General features: G+C 39.3%; 18 protein-coding genes, 1 pseudogene and 1 riboswitch. Of the genes and pseudogenes, 9 read left to right on the plus strand and 10 right to left on the minus strand.

What is annotated here, in order from left to right:
• Positions 1–155: 155 nt before the first annotated feature.
• The 4 genes from QUB80_RS05275 to QUB80_RS05290 all read right to left on the minus strand — a co-directional run bounded on the left by QUB80_RS05275 (position 156) and on the right by QUB80_RS05290 (position 2,586).
• Positions 156–392, minus strand: coding sequence for a DUF4327 family protein (locus tag QUB80_RS05275; RefSeq protein WP_289788435.1), 237 nt, complete (start codon positions 390–392; stop codon positions 156–158).
• Positions 393–1,359: 967 nt separating this feature from the next.
• Entirely contained in the window at positions 1,360–1,779 is a 420-nt protein-coding gene (gene rbfA / locus QUB80_RS05280) for a 30S ribosome-binding factor RbfA (protein ID WP_289788436.1), read from the minus strand.
• Positions 1,780–1,890: 111 nt separating this feature from the next.
• Positions 1,891–2,082, minus strand: a complete 192-nt coding sequence (locus QUB80_RS05285) for a hypothetical protein (protein ID WP_289788437.1) — start codon at positions 2,080–2,082, stop codon at positions 1,891–1,893.
• Between the two features lie 297 nt (positions 2,083–2,379).
• A complete protein-coding gene (locus tag QUB80_RS05290; protein WP_289788438.1) occupies positions 2,380–2,586 on the minus strand; it encodes a DUF751 family protein in 207 nt (68 codons plus the stop codon).
• A 157-nt stretch (positions 2,587–2,743) separates the two neighbouring features.
• Between QUB80_RS05290 and QUB80_RS05295 the strand changes: the two genes are divergently transcribed.
• Positions 2,744–3,586: a DNA adenine methylase gene (locus tag QUB80_RS05295; protein WP_289788439.1), complete on the plus strand. Its 843-nt coding sequence runs from the start codon at positions 2,744–2,746 to the stop codon at positions 3,584–3,586.
• Here QUB80_RS05295 and QUB80_RS05300 read toward each other — a convergent pair.
• Complete coding sequence (locus QUB80_RS05300; RefSeq protein ID WP_289788440.1) at positions 3,583–4,092, minus strand: PD-(D/E)XK nuclease superfamily protein; 510 nt, start codon at positions 4,090–4,092, stop codon at positions 3,583–3,585. The two genes, QUB80_RS05295 and QUB80_RS05300, sit on opposite strands and share 4 nt — an antisense overlap.
• 236 nt (positions 4,093–4,328) lie before the next feature.
• Between QUB80_RS05300 and QUB80_RS05305 the strand changes: the two genes are divergently transcribed.
• Positions 4,329–4,529: a hypothetical protein gene (locus QUB80_RS05305; RefSeq protein ID WP_289788441.1), complete on the plus strand. Its 201-nt coding sequence runs from the start codon at positions 4,329–4,331 to the stop codon at positions 4,527–4,529.
• A 108-nt stretch (positions 4,530–4,637) separates the two neighbouring features.
• Here QUB80_RS05305 and QUB80_RS05310 read toward each other — a convergent pair whose 3' ends face one another.
• The gene (locus tag QUB80_RS05310) at positions 4,638–5,846 is read right to left on the minus strand and encodes a HetZ-related protein (protein WP_289788442.1); all 1,209 of its coding nucleotides are present in this window, start codon (positions 5,844–5,846) and stop codon (positions 4,638–4,640) included.
• 355 nt (positions 5,847–6,201) lie between these two features.
• The gene (locus QUB80_RS05315; protein ID WP_289788644.1) at positions 6,202–6,861 is read right to left on the minus strand and encodes an L-threonylcarbamoyladenylate synthase; all 660 of its coding nucleotides are present in this window, start codon (positions 6,859–6,861) and stop codon (positions 6,202–6,204) included.
• 147 nt (positions 6,862–7,008) lie between these two features.
• On the opposite strand from QUB80_RS05315, the gene larC reads away from it, so the two are divergent.
• Complete coding sequence (gene larC / locus QUB80_RS05320; protein WP_289788443.1) at positions 7,009–8,349, plus strand: nickel pincer cofactor biosynthesis protein LarC; 1,341 nt, start codon at positions 7,009–7,011, stop codon at positions 8,347–8,349.
• A 78-nt stretch (positions 8,350–8,427) separates the two neighbouring features.
• Here larC and QUB80_RS05325 read toward each other — a convergent pair.
• A pseudogene (locus QUB80_RS05325) lies at positions 8,428–8,661 on the minus strand (con-10 family general stress protein); the annotation flags it as partial.
• Between the two features lie 513 nt (positions 8,662–9,174).
• Between QUB80_RS05325 and QUB80_RS05330 the strand changes: the two are divergent.
• On the plus strand, positions 9,175–9,789 hold the full coding sequence (locus QUB80_RS05330; RefSeq protein WP_289788445.1) for a class I SAM-dependent methyltransferase: 615 nt from the start codon (positions 9,175–9,177) through the stop codon (positions 9,787–9,789).
• A 39-nt stretch (positions 9,790–9,828) separates the two neighbouring features.
• On the opposite strand, the gene QUB80_RS05335 is transcribed toward QUB80_RS05330, so the two are convergent.
• On the minus strand, positions 9,829–10,314 hold the full coding sequence (locus QUB80_RS05335) for a GNAT family N-acetyltransferase (RefSeq protein ID WP_289788645.1): 486 nt from the start codon (positions 10,312–10,314) through the stop codon (positions 9,829–9,831).
• Positions 10,315–10,534: 220 nt separating this feature from the next.
• On the minus strand, positions 10,535–10,762 hold the full coding sequence (locus tag QUB80_RS05340; protein WP_289788446.1) for a hypothetical protein: 228 nt from the start codon (positions 10,760–10,762) through the stop codon (positions 10,535–10,537).
• Positions 10,763–11,081: 319 nt separating this feature from the next.
• A riboswitch (guanidine-I (ykkC/yxkD leader) is annotated at positions 11,082–11,193 on the plus strand.
• Between the two features lie 82 nt (positions 11,194–11,275).
• On the opposite strand from QUB80_RS05340, the gene QUB80_RS05345 reads away from it, so the two are divergent.
• From QUB80_RS05345 to QUB80_RS05365, 5 genes are all read left to right on the plus strand, one after another.
• The gene (locus tag QUB80_RS05345) at positions 11,276–12,469 is read left to right on the plus strand and encodes an agmatinase family protein (protein ID WP_289788447.1); all 1,194 of its coding nucleotides are present in this window, start codon (positions 11,276–11,278) and stop codon (positions 12,467–12,469) included.
• Positions 12,470–12,472: 3 nt separating this feature from the next.
• Positions 12,473–12,835 (plus strand): hydrogenase maturation nickel metallochaperone HypA, encoded by a 363-nt coding sequence (gene hypA, locus QUB80_RS05350; protein WP_289788448.1) that lies wholly within the window; start codon positions 12,473–12,475, stop codon positions 12,833–12,835.
• Entirely contained in the window at positions 12,819–13,529 is a 711-nt protein-coding gene (gene hypB, locus QUB80_RS05355) for a hydrogenase nickel incorporation protein HypB (protein ID WP_289788449.1), read from the plus strand. The genes hypA and hypB overlap by 17 nt, the downstream gene beginning before the upstream one ends.
• 379 nt (positions 13,530–13,908) lie before the next feature.
• Entirely contained in the window at positions 13,909–14,928 is a 1,020-nt protein-coding gene (locus QUB80_RS05360) for an ABC transporter substrate-binding protein (RefSeq protein WP_289788450.1), read from the plus strand.
• On the plus strand, positions 14,925–15,773 hold the full coding sequence (locus tag QUB80_RS05365) for an ABC transporter permease (RefSeq protein ID WP_289788451.1): 849 nt from the start codon (positions 14,925–14,927) through the stop codon (positions 15,771–15,773). The genes QUB80_RS05360 and QUB80_RS05365 overlap by 4 nt, the downstream gene beginning before the upstream one ends.
• The last annotated feature ends 23 nt before the right edge of the window (positions 15,774–15,796 follow it).

Here is a 15,796-nt window from a genome sequence, read left to right on the forward strand (position 1 = left end):
TCCAAAAAATAGAGTATCTAAAGATTTCAGATCGGGAAAAATTGATTAAAAGCAGAGATTATCCATGAGATTGCATATTGAATTTTTGTTGTCACATTCAATACATCTAAATAAATATATTCCCAATCCAAAATCTCAAATCGTCAATTAATTCATTAGTCGTTATCCCATTCTTCCCGACCAATCAGATCGCCAATCCGATCGCGTAATAAAAAGTCACACTTTTCTAGCTCACACTCGATACATACCCATTCCCGTGCGGGGATGTATTGACATAGCGTATATATTGGCTGTTGTCTGCTGACCACTCCTTTTTGCACAAGTCGTCGTGCTTCATCTTGAATTATATCCAAAGAGTAGTAGCTAATAGAAGGCACCGTATTCACACTCATGATCTTCGCTCACAACTTTATACGTAGATGACGTTTCCAAAAATTAATGATCAGGAACAAACATAGGAAGCAACAGGACTATCGCTAACAATTTGTAATTTGGTATACGGAACTATTTTCATTTTGACGCTACATACCCTCAAAATATGTAAATAAATGTTAAGAATATCAAAAAATCCTGACATTTCGTTTTAAGTCTATCAAACAATAAGACAGAATTGCTGCCCGATAGCTAATATAGCTGTGTAGCCTAACTCAGTTTGCTTCCAAACCAAGCTTTAACCACCTTAACTTAGACTTAAGAAGAAACATGGGTGATATAGCCAGGAAGTACAAAAAGTACTTTCTCCAACGGCAGACACCAGTCTATGGAAAAACACTAAATAAATTTCTCGTGGATTCAATGGTATAAACTACTGCAAGTCACAGAGGCTACAATACAACACTTAGGTTTGTAGAAACTTATTCGTTAACAATTTCTTAAATAAAGTTTTGGCAACTCTTGAGACCTGGCAGTGCTTCCTAGTTATAATTCTCCAGGGAATCATGAGAATTTTGAAAAAAGCGATCTACCTCCATGTGAGTTGCAAAGCTGATTTGGGAATTCCACCCTTGAATTGTATATGTCATCTTGTAACTCGTACAATTACTGTTTTTATAGGTATCATAATATAGCATTATAAGAGTTTACAAATCCCTAATCGATGTTGAGTGTATTACTTATACTTCAATTGTGAAGTTTTGTTTAAATCATATTCTTTACCATTTCCTTCAAAAAATTATTTCTTTCCCCACTAACTCAAATGAAGATTTAGGCAATTATGCGGTATGAAGAATTTACATAGAAACCAGCCGCTTACTCCTTGTAGTGAATATTAGATATTAAGTCATATTGAAACAGACGCGATATTATCGCGTCTGTCAAAGCTGTGGCTGATTTTGTGGAGCTAATTGTTGTTAAAGTTACTTATTGGGCTAATTCATTATCCTCATAAGTGCTGTTAACTTCGTATTCATCTGGATTTTCTATTTGACGCTGTTGTTGAATTTGGTTCAATAGCGACAATACCTTATTACCACGTTCTATAGAACGATCCTCAATAAAAACTACCTCTGGTGTGCGACGCAGGCGTACTCGTGCGCCAAGTTCACTACGAACATAACCTGTCGCCGACTTTAAGCCTGCCATTGTCTCTGCTTTGGCTTCTTCTGTGCCATAGATTGACACATAAATTTTGGCGTGTTGTAAATCCCCAGAAACATCGACATCAGTAACGCTCACCATGCCAGTACCCACACGATCATCTTTAATTCCGTTGAGTAACATTTGGCTAACTTCCCGCTTAATTAATTCGGCAACGCGGGAAACACGGCGACTTGTAGCCATAAAAACTATGCCTCCTTACAGAGGTTGTACTATTTGACTTTGCCACAGCTTAATAGCTGTGGAGCTTTTGATTTTAAACCTGCCGAAGACAGGTTTATTGTATGCAGCACGTCATGAACGTTGGCTTTCTAGTGTTGATACACTTTTCAAAAGCTTTACCGCTAAGACACATCCTACTTTGTTGTAGTTCGCGCTCACCACAGTCGTAGTTAAGTAGAATAACCACAACTCTCCTATCATACTGAGTTCTCTGGCATTTTCTGCATTTAACGCAGACACTTTCCAGTCTAACTGAGGTTCCATTGTTGCAGCTTGCTCAAATTAGCTTTACTGCATTGAAGGAAAAAAATTTTCACTCCCTAACAAAAATATTTTCGATTCTAGGGCGCTAACGGAATTTCAACTAAAACTTTAATTAACACTATTTTTTCATACATTTTCGACCAAATAGATTATATCATGGTGTTTTTAGATGATTGAGGCTACCTACTGGAGGTATAAACCTCTATCTCACCTCAAAATCAGGGTTAAGGAATAAAGATGGAAAATAGCCCCTCCACGATGAGGAGCTGAAAAGATAGCCCTTGGTTTTACTTGAGTTTAAATTGTACTTAAGCCTAGCATTGCACGTAAGGTGAGGCTAATAAAGACTAGTCCGCCTACAATTAACCCCAAAAGGGCAACTAAGGTTACAGGACGTTTCAATAACGGTGCTAATGGAGCAAGTAAGCTTAACAAAGCACCCAACAGAGTAGTAACAAAGTAGCGTTGGTAGCGAAATACATTATCCCAAAATCCATCAAACATCTGGTTTAAAACCGCTTATTATCTACTGTACGTTTATTTATTTTGCCAGATTAATTCAATTGTAATCTAATCGTAGCAGTGGGGAAATTAGGAAATTGATATAAAATATGTGTCACCAGCCTCTCATTTATATATTTAGCAGCTTAGTTTTAGTTAAATGTTAAGTCAACTACCAAAGCAAATTTTACCCCGTCCATTTTTAAAATGGGCTGGAGGTAAAAGTAAATTAATCTCCCAATATATTCCCTATTTTCCCAAAAATTACAAGAATTATTATGAGCCATTTTTGGGTGGTGGTGCAGTTTTCTTTTATCTTCAATATATTCAACCCACCCCAGCTATTTTAACTGATATTAACGCAGAATTAATTACTACTTATCGTTGTGTACAGGAGAATGTTGAAGAATTAATTATTATACTCAAAGAGCATCAACGCCAACATAATCGAGATTATTACTATCACATTAGAGCTAATCCCACTCAGAATGATTTAGAGCAAGCTGCTCGTTTTATATATTTAAATAAAACTTGTTTTAATGGACTTTATCGAGTTAATTCTCAAGGTAAATTTAATGTTCCTTTAGGTAAATACGATAATCCTAAAATCTGTCAAGAACATTTGCTGCGTTTAGCTTCTACCACTCTTACTACATCTAAAATAAATCAAGCAGATTTTGCAGATGTGCTAAAATGTGCCACAAGTAAAGATGATTTTGTATTTTTCGATCCACCTTATCATCCTATCAGTAATACTAGCTATTTCACGGCTTATAGTCGTAATTGTTTTAGTGAAAAAGACCAAGAGCGTTTGAGAGATACTTGCGCAGAATTAGCTAATCGTGGTGTAAAAGTTATGGTATGTAACTCTAATAGTGAATTTATCAAAAAAATCTACACAGAAATAGGTTTTAATATACATCGTATAGAAGCAGCACGTTCTATTAACTCGAATACAAAAAAACGCGGCATAATTTATGAGTTATTAATAACATCCTATTAAAGATATTTGTTTGCCCAAGCAATAAATCTATCTAAGCTATGAACTGCTAGTAAATTTTTGTTATCGCTTTCTCTTTCTTTTAACCATCCAACAGCACCTTCTCTCATACCTTCACCACCAATAACAATGATAGTTGGTGCTGGATATGAGTATTGAATATTTAAGTTTAAATAAGGAAATTTCTCATCTACAGAGCCTTCACTTTCTTGCCATTTACACTCAAGAATTAATCCAGATGGCATTGCTGGTAAACCAAAAAGATAAAAATCAACATAAATATCTGTTTGATAAATACCAGTTCCGATATAAACCTGTTTGGCATAGCGTTTCGGTAATAAAGTAGAAGTTAGAATAAATTCTCGTCTCTGCTTTTTAGGAACATGAGAACAAACTTGAAAATATCCATGTACTCTTAATGTGGTTTCTACATGACTTTCTAATATTTCACCAGACTTATTAGCTCGTGCGCCTTGAGTTCTAATCATCTGAATTCCTTTAGCTGCCATCCGCACCTATTCTAGGATTTCACGGAAGTAGCACTCAAGATTCAGTTACTTAATATGAATTTTCAATCGGTAAGAAGGCAGAAGGCAGAGGAGCCACTGCGGTGGTGAGCCAGTGCATTGGGCGGCTACCCTCCGGGAAGCCGCTAGCTAACGCAACGCCTGACGGCGAACGCGTCTAGTGCCGACTTGTAGCGACTGGCGAAAGGTTTCCCCGGCATAAAGGAGCGTAAGCGCCCTTGCGGGTTAAGCGCGTTGTAGACGCCCAGAGGGCGGCTTCCCGCAGGGTAGCACCTGGCGTCACCTGCCGTCGGGTTAAGCGCGTCGAGTGCGACTGGCGTCAAGTGGCGTGGCAGAAGGTAAAAAAGCTTTTCGTCCATTTTGGTAAAGCACTTCATATTAAATCTACAACTGCTTACCTGAGGAAAAGTGAAATCTAGGTGAGTGATTACAATCTTTAAATTAGTATGTTTGTATTTTTTGGAATACATTTGTATCAGCAAAAACTGTCAAAAGTGAAATTGATGATAGGGTGATGGGCAATAAAATTAACTAAAACGTGAATTAATCTGAACTTTAGTGGTAGTGTTGCGGATTTCCCATGCTAGTTCTAAAATTTGAGTCCAGCGTTTTTGTACTTGTTTGGGAGTACACTTGAGAACTTTGGCGATCGCTTGTTCGTTGAGTTTAGCAATTTTCAGTTCTAAAATTTGTCTTTGGGCTACAGAAAGTTGATTCCAAAAATGTTTCCACTGCTCGGAAGAAAGTCCCAACTTTTGTTCTAAGCTAATACCTAACCACTGATGGACTAATTGCCATTGGTGGGTACGAGCAAACTTTTCTATATGGTACTTAAAACGCTGTTGCAGATAATCCCGTTGGCGGTTAGTTAAACCAAGAATTTGGTCAATTTCTAGTGGAGAAAGGTCTTGGAGTTTTAATACCAAATAGTCTACACAGTCATGTTGGTCTTGAGATTCTAAATATTTTATCAATTCAGAAATCACGCGATCACGCTCACTGTCTTCAGCCAGATCGAAACTTTGTGGGGCAATCATTTGCGATCGCAATTGTTGTACAGCCGAGTGACGCAGGTAGGATTCGGCTTCTTCAGTTTTGGCAGATTCTATAGCCATTTCAAAATTAACGCTGATTTCTTGAGGCTGGCGACGGGCAAAAGTTTGAGCACGCAATATGATCAATTGCTGATTTGCGCCACTAGGTAAATTAATACGACGCTTGGCATACTGTTCAGTGAACGCTATGTATTCAGCTAGTTGTAGTTGAGTGCGTGGAGTGTAGTCTTCAGGCAATTCATTTTCCCGTCGAAAAGCCTTGATAGCTTCGATATAGAATGCTTGTAGAAAATCTTCAATTAAGCTGTAACGAGCGCCAAATCCAACCTCAGAGCCAGAAATGGAAATGTGACGATAAACCATAGCACCTAGACAGCTATGTAGTTCCACACGCCCTTGTTTAGAACCGAGTTGATAATAATGTAGGCATTTTTGCCAACGATAGCGTGCTAAAGTAGCTTGCCAAGAATTAATTTGTCCGGAATTTTGAATACGGTGGCTTTTTTCGCAAATACGTTCTACTTCTGTAGCTATACGCTTTGCTACAGCTTGTACGCACCCAGGCGCTGCCTTAACTTGTGCTTGTATTTCTTTACACAATAATTCTATTAAAGTATCTGTGTCGGTAATGAAGGAATTGGCGCTTGTTAAGTGATGATCGAAGGCGGTAGCGAGTTTCATAGCTTTTGTGGCAGTGGTTTTTGCACCTAAACTTTTATAGGAACAGATGCAAGCGTAAATCTCTTGATCTGCATTGCTCAAGAGCGATCGCTTTTTCTGCTGATATTTAAGAATGTAAGAAATTTCCTCTAGTTCCAGTAAAAGCTATGTGTCGGTTTTTCTAAAAGCATCCTGACAAGGCATAACACATGGATACTCGCTCTCATCCCCAAGTAGTTACAACCCTTGTCCGCTCAAGATTTAACTATATTTTTGTCATAACTGCTTCTGGGCTTGCAAGTATGACGATTGTCAAACTGGAGTGTTTTTCTTGTGAGTTTGCGAAATTAAAAAGCTAACTCATGAAGCTATAATTTTATATCCACACAGCTGCTTTTTCCCAACCTAAACCCTGCCTGAGCATATTTGGTTCATCTGTTGTTAAGTCCAAAATCGTAGACACTTCATAGCTTGGTTCCTCACCAGTGTCTACAATCACATCAACCAACTTGTCTAAGCGATCAAACAACTCCGCCCGCGACACTATAGGCTCTATTTCCATTCCCACAATTCCGTCACCCGTCTCATCTGGTGGTAAATGGGCAGAAGTCGAAATAATCGGATTTCCCAACGCTGCCAACAACGCTAAACAGACACTGTGATCTGGTACCCTAATTCCAGTAGTTTTTCGCTTCGGATTTTGCACCAGACGCGGCACCAACTTAGTGGCAGGTAGTAAAAACGTATATGGACCTGGAATTAAATGCTTCATAATCCGATAGGCACTATCGCTGACAACCGCATAAGTCGCCACATTAGAAAGGGATGAACACAAAAACGTCAGTGGTTTATCATTAGCTAGTTGCTTGATTTTACGTACTCTTTCTACTGCCGACTTCGCATTTAGATCGCAGCCGATCGCATAGACTGTATCAGTAGGATAAAGCATGACTGCGCCATCACAGAGCGCCACCTTAATTTCTTCTATTCGGCGAGTTTGGGGATTATCAGGATGAACTGAGAAAATTTTTGCCATAGATTTGGTGTGGATAGTGGTTAGTGGCGAATAGCAACTACTAACTACTGTACGGGCGGGTTCATAAGATAAATTATCAGTTTCACCGTTCATATCATCAACAAAACCCGCCCCTACCAACTAACTACTAAAACTATTGTATTTTGTATGAGTAAGCTTGCTTATCTTCAATGCCCAACAGGTATTTCCGGTGATATGTGCCTGGGAACATTAGTAAGTTTGGGTGTTCCATTGGAATTTTTAATAGAAAAGCTCAATGGTTTGGGAATTGAGCATGAATATAAATTATGGGCTGAACTTGTCTTGCACAATGGGCAGCAGGCAACGAAAGTTCATGTAGATTTATTACACAATAGCGATCACCAACACAGTCATCAGCACCATCATCCTCACCACCGTCACTTGGGCGAAATCGAACAGATGATTCTCAAAGCTGGGTTGCCAGAAAGAGCAGAAAGCTGGAGTTTGACTGTATTTCGGCAATTAGCAATTGCAGAGGGAGCAGTGCATGGTATTGCTCCAGAAAAAGTTCACTTTCATGAGGTGGGTGCAGTTGATGCAATTGTAGATATTGTTGGTACTTGCTTGGGGTTAGATTGGTTAGGCATTGACAGCAATGAACAAGGATTGCCCTTACTTTACTGCTCCGCATTCCCGACTGGTGGAGGAATAGTGCGTGCAGCCCACGGGCAGATGCCTGTACCAGTGCCAGCAGTGTTGAAGTTGTGGGAAATGCGTGGTTGCCCAGTTTATAGTAACGGTATAGAACGGGAACTAGTCACACCCACAGGAGCAGCGATCGCCACAACTTTAGCTCAAAACTTTGGTTCGCCACCCCCAATGACGATCAAAAAAGTCGGACTGGGAGCAGGTTCTTTGAATTTACCAATTCCTAATATACTACGCCTGTGGTTGGGCGAAGCAGTTGGGCATAAACAGGGTTGGGGGAATGGAGAACAGGGAACTCTTAACGGGGATATATTACCTCTAAGCCCAACAAATATATCACACGCTACGAACATTAATCCGACATTAGAAACTATCTCGGTACTAGAAACCCAAATAGATGATTTAAGTCCCCAAGCGATCGGTTATGTATTTGAAGCATTATTTACTGCTGGGGCGGTGGATGTTTTTACTCAATCTATTGGCATGAAAAAATCTCGTCCAGGGATTTTGCTAACTGTAATTTGTCATCCAGAACATTTATCTAATTGTGAATCAATTTTATTCCGTGAAACTACTACTTTAGGAATCAGGCGCTTGACTCAACAGCGAGCCATTTTAGAGCGAGAAATGCAATTAGTAGAAACAGAATATGGAGTTGTGCGCGTCAAAGTAGCATGGATGCAACAAGCAGAAAAAAGAATTATAAATAACATACAGCCAGAATACGAAGATTGTGCCGAATTAGCAAGAAAACATCAAATTTCTTTGCGTGAAATTCAGAGGATAGCGCTACATAATTGGTATTTTAAAAAGCCCTAGACTTCTAGCTCTAGGGCAATTAGTAACACTATCAACTTCAGCTTAAAACTTGATTAACCTCTGTATTGTATTTGTCTATTTGTCGCGATCGCTGTTATGAGAATGCTGACCACCTTTACGACCTATTTCAGACATATGTTCGCGATCTTGACTGACTGTTTCACCTCCTTTTTGACCAGCCTCTTTTGCTTCCTCTGATGTAAATTCGTGTGCTGTTCCTTTCTCATGAGCAGCTTTTCCGCCTTTGCTGGCAATTTCACGCTGCTTATCCTCATCCATTGATGCAAAGCCCTGTTTGTTTGAATCTGACATGATTTGTTTCCTAATTTAAAGTAATTGTTTTCAATTACAATCAGAAATTTCCACTTTTCTCGGCATGATGATGAATAGCTATTTGAAGCTATGTTTTCTCTTCAAAATTGCCACCATTATTTCTATTGAGATAGAAACTTATTGCCTATTGTCTGTTAGTGAGAAAATTTGCCTTACCCTGAATGTGGTATAGGTACTGGAAATTCACAAAATTGTTAGCTTTGATCCACGCAATTATTAAGTTTCTTATTACCTGGTTGCAGAGTCTTTTCTCTGGACACAGCCATAACTGAATTTAGACACTCCTAATTTAGACATCCAAAAATATATCAACGTCTTTCCAAAAGCATAGTTATCAATCCGACTTTAAGCGTATTTACAGGAAAAATTACCTTGTTATCTATAACTTAAGAGTTACAAAATAAGAATAGATAAATCAATATATCTTGGAGGCAAGGCGAATACCTATGTTGCTGTCACTTGAAATCAGGTATTGTCTGTCCTTGAAAACTTATGACTCAAGAATTTTTTCGTCACAAAAAGCAACTATTTGATCGCTGGGCGCCAAGCTACGACTGGCTATTTCCTTCAGTATTTTACCAAGCTATCCACAAGCGGTTACTGGAATATGTTAATTTACCACCCCAAGCAAATGTACTCGATTTGGGTTGTGGTACTGGACGCCTGCTCACTCGGTTAGCAGATCACTTTCCAGATTTGCACGGTACGGGATTGGATCTATCCTCTCAGATGTTGCGGGTTGCACGGCACAGTAACCGTCACCATCCGCGTTTAATTTACATTGAGGGCAAAGCCAAATCTCTTCCTTTTGCTGACGGGCAGTTTGATGCTGTTTTCAATACCATAAGTTTCTTGCATTATCCCGAACCGAAACAGGTTTTTGCTGAGGTGGCGCGGGTACTAAAAGAAGGTGGATGCTTCTACTTAGTTGACTTCAGCTACTCAAGTCAAACAGAACCTTTTTCTAAGCTTATGAATGCTGGTGGCATTAGATTCTATAACAAAAACAACCGCGAGCTTTTAGGCTCTTCTTGCGGACTTAAATGTGTAGCTCACCATTATTTACTTGGCCCTGTTTTACTTACAATTTTTACTAAATCCGTCTGAGAAAGTTAACAGGTTACAGATAAATTGAATTTTTTCTTTTCACTGTTCCCTGTCTTCTATCCCCTGTTCCCTATGCTGCATAAACACCACAGGAACAATACGTAGTTTTCTGCCTAACTCAGATATTCTAAACTTACTTTGAAGCGATCGCGGTAAATCTCCCCAAGAAACGGGTACAAAGCCAAAGTGACTGTAAAACTTTGCCAATCGCTTACCTAGACATTCTAAATACAGTGGTTGAGTGGCAGAGTTCATCAGATGCTGCGTCAGATAACTCCCCAAACCACGATTCTGCCAAGCTGGTGCTACAACTAAACTGCCAAGTTCTTGAGCATCAGTAAAATTACGTAGCTGTCCGCAGGCTACTACTTTTGTGTCACATTCAATCACCCAAAATTGTTGCCAACGTATTTGCGTAGGATCTAATTTTGCTGACAGTACTAACCTGCGAATTAACCAAATATCAGCAGAAGTTGCTTTGCGGATAATACAAGTATTTGGGAGGGATAAGTTGTTATGTTTAATCATTGTGCTGATAAACCCCACGAGCAGTGGCTGTGTTTGAGAGGCTTTCTTTTGATTGCTTCTAGCAACAAATAGCTGCAAAGATTATTTGAGCAATACTACAACACTCATCCCCAAAAAGCTTCGTCTGCACTCATCAAGTATTGATGTACAGAACGATTTGACTCTGGTAAGTGCTTCAGCAAAAATTCGAGTCATGAAGCTGGCTTACAACTATATTTCAATAGTCATACCAATGTTTTACCAATTTTTCAGGCGATCGCTCTGTTTTCTCCTCACTCGTTAGGGCACCAGACTTTTGCAGATTGCAGACTTCAACTTTGACTTTGATACCAACTTTTTGATTAACGAGAACGCGAACTTTGACCTTAACAACACCTTTAACTACAACTTTGACTTTGACATCAACTCTGTCTTTCGTCTTGACTAAAACTTTAACCTTGACCACATTTTTCTCCTTTCGGAGATTAGATCATCTCTATAACGCTGGCATAAATTCACAGGTTGAACAGTGGTCTAGCATACAATCAAGGGGACAGGGGACAGGGGACAGAAATTTTTCATAAATGATTTGGGATTGCTATATTAATTAACCATGCTATAGCTTAATAAATCTTTATCTAAAATTCTAACAATGTCATCCTTTTGTACAAAGCTTCTTCAGAAATTTTGTAAGTATTGATACTTTTTAGTGGAAAACTTTTTGATATCTATAAAAATTGATTATAAAAATAATCACCCAAAAACTACTTAGTAATCGGGTAAATACAAATAGCTTCTAGGGTTCCGGTTTAGCACTCCAAAGTTAAACGACTGGTCCAAGAGAGGCACCCAGTTTTACAAAAACTGGCTACACGGCGGGAAAAAAGCCCGGGAGGTACATAACAGAATCTCAAACTGTTATGACTTGCCCGGGCTATGGTTTTTGCCTTGTAAATTTTGAAAATTCTTTTTCCCGGATATGACTGAGCAATCTTCTAATAACTCCAATTCTCATTTCCAACCACCTGATACACAAGCAAATCGGGCATTGGAAAAAGAAGCAAATTTGCCGCTCACGGGTTGGCAGCAGGAAGTTTCTAAAGGATTAGAATTTGGATTAGAAGCAGCAGAAAGTATACGCGATCGCTCAATTCCGACTTTTTCTCGTGGTGAACTTCCCCATTTTGCCGGGATTAATACTTTTTTAAAAGCACCCTATTTAGAAGATGTGCGGAAAGTTGGTGAATACGACGTTGCAATTGTCGGCGTACCCCACGATTCTGGCACAACTTATCGACCGGGGACGCGTTTTGGCCCTCAAGGCATCCGTCGCATTTCAGCATTATATACTCCTTATAACTTTGAATTGGGCGTGGATTTGCGCGAGCAGATTACTCTATGTGATGTCGGTGATATTTTCACCATTCCCGCCAATAATGAAAAATCCTTCGATCAGATTTCCAAAGGTATTGCCCACATTTTTAGTTCCGGTGCATTTCCCATCATTTTGGGAGGCGATCACTCAATTGGTTTTCCTACAGTTCGGGGAGTTTGTCGTCATTTAGGCGATAAAAAAGTAGGAATTATTCACTTCGATCGCCACGTCGATACCCAGGAAACAGACTTAGATGAAAGAATGCATACTTGTCCCTGGTTCCACGCCACAAATATCAAAAATGCTCCGGCGAAAAACTTGGTGCAATTAGGGATTGGTGGCTGGCAAGTACCGCGTCAAGGCGTCAAAGTTTGTCGAGAAAGAGCCACGAATATTTTAACAGTCACAGATATTACAGAAATGGGGCTAGATGCAGCCGTCAATTTTGCTTTAGAAAGAGCATTAGACGGTACAGACTGCGTTTATATCAGCTTCGATATTGACTGCATTGATGCTGGCTTTGTCCCTGGCACTGGTTGGCCGGAACCTGGTGGATTGTTACCACGGGAGGCGCTATATTTGTTGGGTAAAATTGTCCAAAATGCGCCTGTGTGCGGGCTGGAAGTTGTAGAAGTGTCGCCGCCCTACGATATCAGCGATATGACATCATTAATGGCAACGCGAGTAATTTGTGATACGATGGCGCATCTAGTTGTATCCGGACAGTTACCGCGTAAAGAAAAACCTGCATATATTCACCCTGAAGCTCAACCGCAATTAGTAGAAGAATGGAGGTGAATTGTGCACGAAACTGACATGACAAAAGCGCTAATTTTAACAGTAAAAGATTGGTGGGAATCTCAACCAAAACAGCCTCACATTTCCCAAATTCATTTAATTGTTGGGAAGTTTACTTGCGTTGAACCTGCTAGTTTGCAATTTGCTTTTGAAGTCCAAACACACAACACATTTTTAGAAGGAGTAAAACTAGTAATTCAAGAAACCTCACTAATCGCCTTTTGTCATCGTTGCCAACAAGAATATTCACCTCAAATTGGGTTGCAATACACCTGTCCTGATTGTCATTCTCCAATGGAAGATATTCGCTCAGGTAGAGAATTGAAAATTGACAAAATTGAGTACGATTATGCATCAAACTTTTGACGCAGCATTAGGAATTAACTTGCTCCATGCCAATCAACAAGGAGCCGATCACAACCGATCGCATTTTGATGAGTGGGGAATTATTTGTTTCAATATCATGAGTAGTCCCGGTGCTGGCAAAACAGCACTATTAGAGTGTACCCTAGCAATTTTGAGTAATGAGTTAAAAATTGCTGTGATTGAAGGGGATATGACAACCGATTTAGACGCAGAGCGCTTGCGGAAATATGGTGTCCCTGTGATTGCAATTAATACGGGACGTTCCTGTCATTTAGATTCCAAAATGGTAGCAGGTGGAATTCATCGATTGGAACATGAATATAATCCTGCCGAATTTGATTTAGTGTTGATAGAAAATGTAGGTAATTTAGTTTGTCCAGCCGAGTTTGAAGTTGGAGAACACGCCAAAGTTGCTTTATTGAGTGTGACTGAAGGCGAAGATAAACCGCTCAAGTATCCGATTATGTTTCAAGAAGCAGATTGTCTTTTGATTACCAAAATCGATTTGGCTCCTTACTTAGATGTCGATATTAGCCGAATTGAAGCAAATGTTCGGCAAATGAATCCTGATGTGACAATTATTCCTATTTCTGCAAAAACTGGCGAGGGATTGGAAACTTGGTTTAATTGGGTGCGATCGCAAACTTCACAACAACAGCAAGATGGTGCTTTACACCTGCTAGCTAAAAGTTAGTAAAACTTACGTAATTTATTCATCATTTCTAATTCGTATCTCAAATCTTTTCTTTCCTTTCTTTGTGCTCTTTGTGTGCTTCGTGGTTGGTTAAAAACTATAGTTTTCATAGCTTAGTAACGCATTAAACTTTTGGGAATATTACGTTACGGCTAACACCCTACTAGCATGACTATAGTAGTCCTATCTGATTTATAAAAAATGTTTGTAAGAACGTAGATGCCGGAGGCGGCTTCCCGCAGGGTACCACAAAGGACACAAAGTACACGAATAAAAAAGGAAGAAAGAGCTTTATGAATGATTTAGAATTGCTATATCAACCTGGTTTAACCAACATAATCAATACCTCCATCAATGCACAATTTAGTAGTGAGGTACAATGAGAATTCGCACTTTACTATCTCTATTTACAGTCTTTTTACTCAGTCTTATTATTGCTGTCAGTTGTACACCATCTCCGCAAACCTCTACATCCAACAACTCTACAGCAATTCAACTAGGTTTTAGTGCTTGGCCTGGTTGGTTTCCTTGGCAAGTAGCCCAAGAACAAAAGTTATTTGCAGCAAACAAAGTTAATGTCGATTTGAAGTGGTTTGATGGCTATTTAGATTCCATTAATGCTCTCAGGGCAGGGCAACTAAATGCGAATACTCAAACCTTGAATGATACGATTAGCTCAGTTGCAGCAGGTTCAGATCAAGTTATCGTTTTAGTCAACGATAATTCAACTGGAAATGACAAAATTATTGTCAGAGAAGGGATTAATAGTATTGCTGATTTAAAAGGTAAAAAAATTGCTGCCGAAGAAGGAACTGTTGACCATTTTCTTTTATTATTGGGCTTAAAAAAAGCTGGTTTAACTCCAGCTGATATTCAATTTCAACCATTAGAAACAGGTGCAGCAGCAGCAGCTTTTGTTGCCGGGCAAGTTGATGCTGTTGGAGTTTTTGCACCTTTTACTACAAGAGCTTTATCACGTCCTGGCAGTAAAGAATTATTTAGTTCTAAAGAGTTTCCCGGTGCAATTCCTGACCATTTAGTTGTCACTCGCCAACTAATTAATGAACGTCCGCAAGATGTGCAATCTTTAGTGAATACTTGGTTTGCCACTTTAGATTTTATGAAAGCAAATCCAGAAAAAGCTTACGAAATTATGGCGAAAAGAGCTGGGGTTTCGGTTGCAGAATATAAGGATTACGACGCAGGCACTAAAATCTTTACTTTACAGGAGAATTTGCAAGCTTTTAGTCCTGGTAAAAGCATGACATCCTTGAACTATGCTGCTGGAGAAATTAGCAAATTTCTTGTAGAAACTGGCTTGATTAAACAAGCACCTAATCTTAATCAAATCTTTGACGATCGCTTTGTCAAAGCCTATGCTGCAAAACAGAAATCATGAACCAATATGCTGAAGATTTGCAAGTCATGAACGCTAGGCAACCTCAGAAAATGTTATCACAAACTGTCTTTTGGCGCATTGCTGAGGATATTCCCAAAAAATTGGCTTGGACTTTAATGTTTTTGTCCATAGCTGTTCCTATTCTGCTGTGGTGGATAATTTCTAATACCGGGTTAATTCCACCTTTGTTTCTACCAACTCCAACTCAAGTTTGGGATGCATTCCAAAGACTTTTGGGAACTGGAGATTTACAAAAAGATATTTTCTTTAGTTTGTTTCGTGTCGTGGCTGGGTTTTTGCTAGCAGCAATTATTTCCATTCCTTTGGGAACTTTAATGGGAACGTTTGCCAGCATTCGAGCATTGCTAGAGCCAATTATCGGTATTGTTCGATATATGCCAGCCCCAGCTTTTATTCCCCTACTAATTTTATATTTTGGACTGGGGGAAACTCCCAAAATTATGCTGATTTTTATCGGCACGCTATTTTTTAATACCTTAATGGTAATGGATGCAGTTAAGTTTGTTCCCAAGGAATTACTAGAAACTACTTATACTTTGGGTGGGGAAAGAAAACAAGTTTTACTGCAAGTCATTTTTCCATTTATTCTGCCCAATATTATTGATGCTTGCCGCGTCAATATGGCAGCATCTTGGAACTTAGTCATAGTTTCAGAATTAGTGGCGGCGACAGAAGGTTTAGGGCGGAGAATTAGCGTCGCTCAAAGATATCTTAAAACCGATGAAATTTTTGCGGGCTTGATTGTGATTGGTTTAATTGGCTTAACAATTGACCTTTTGTTTCGATTGTTACTGCGCGTTGCTTGTAAATGGGCTAAGGATTAGGAGAAAAGGGGGAATCGTAATTA

Origin of the sequence: Chlorogloeopsis sp. ULAP01 (assembly GCF_030381805.1) — a bacterium.
Classification (GTDB): Bacteria; Cyanobacteriota; Cyanobacteriia; order Cyanobacteriales; family Nostocaceae; genus Chlorogloeopsis.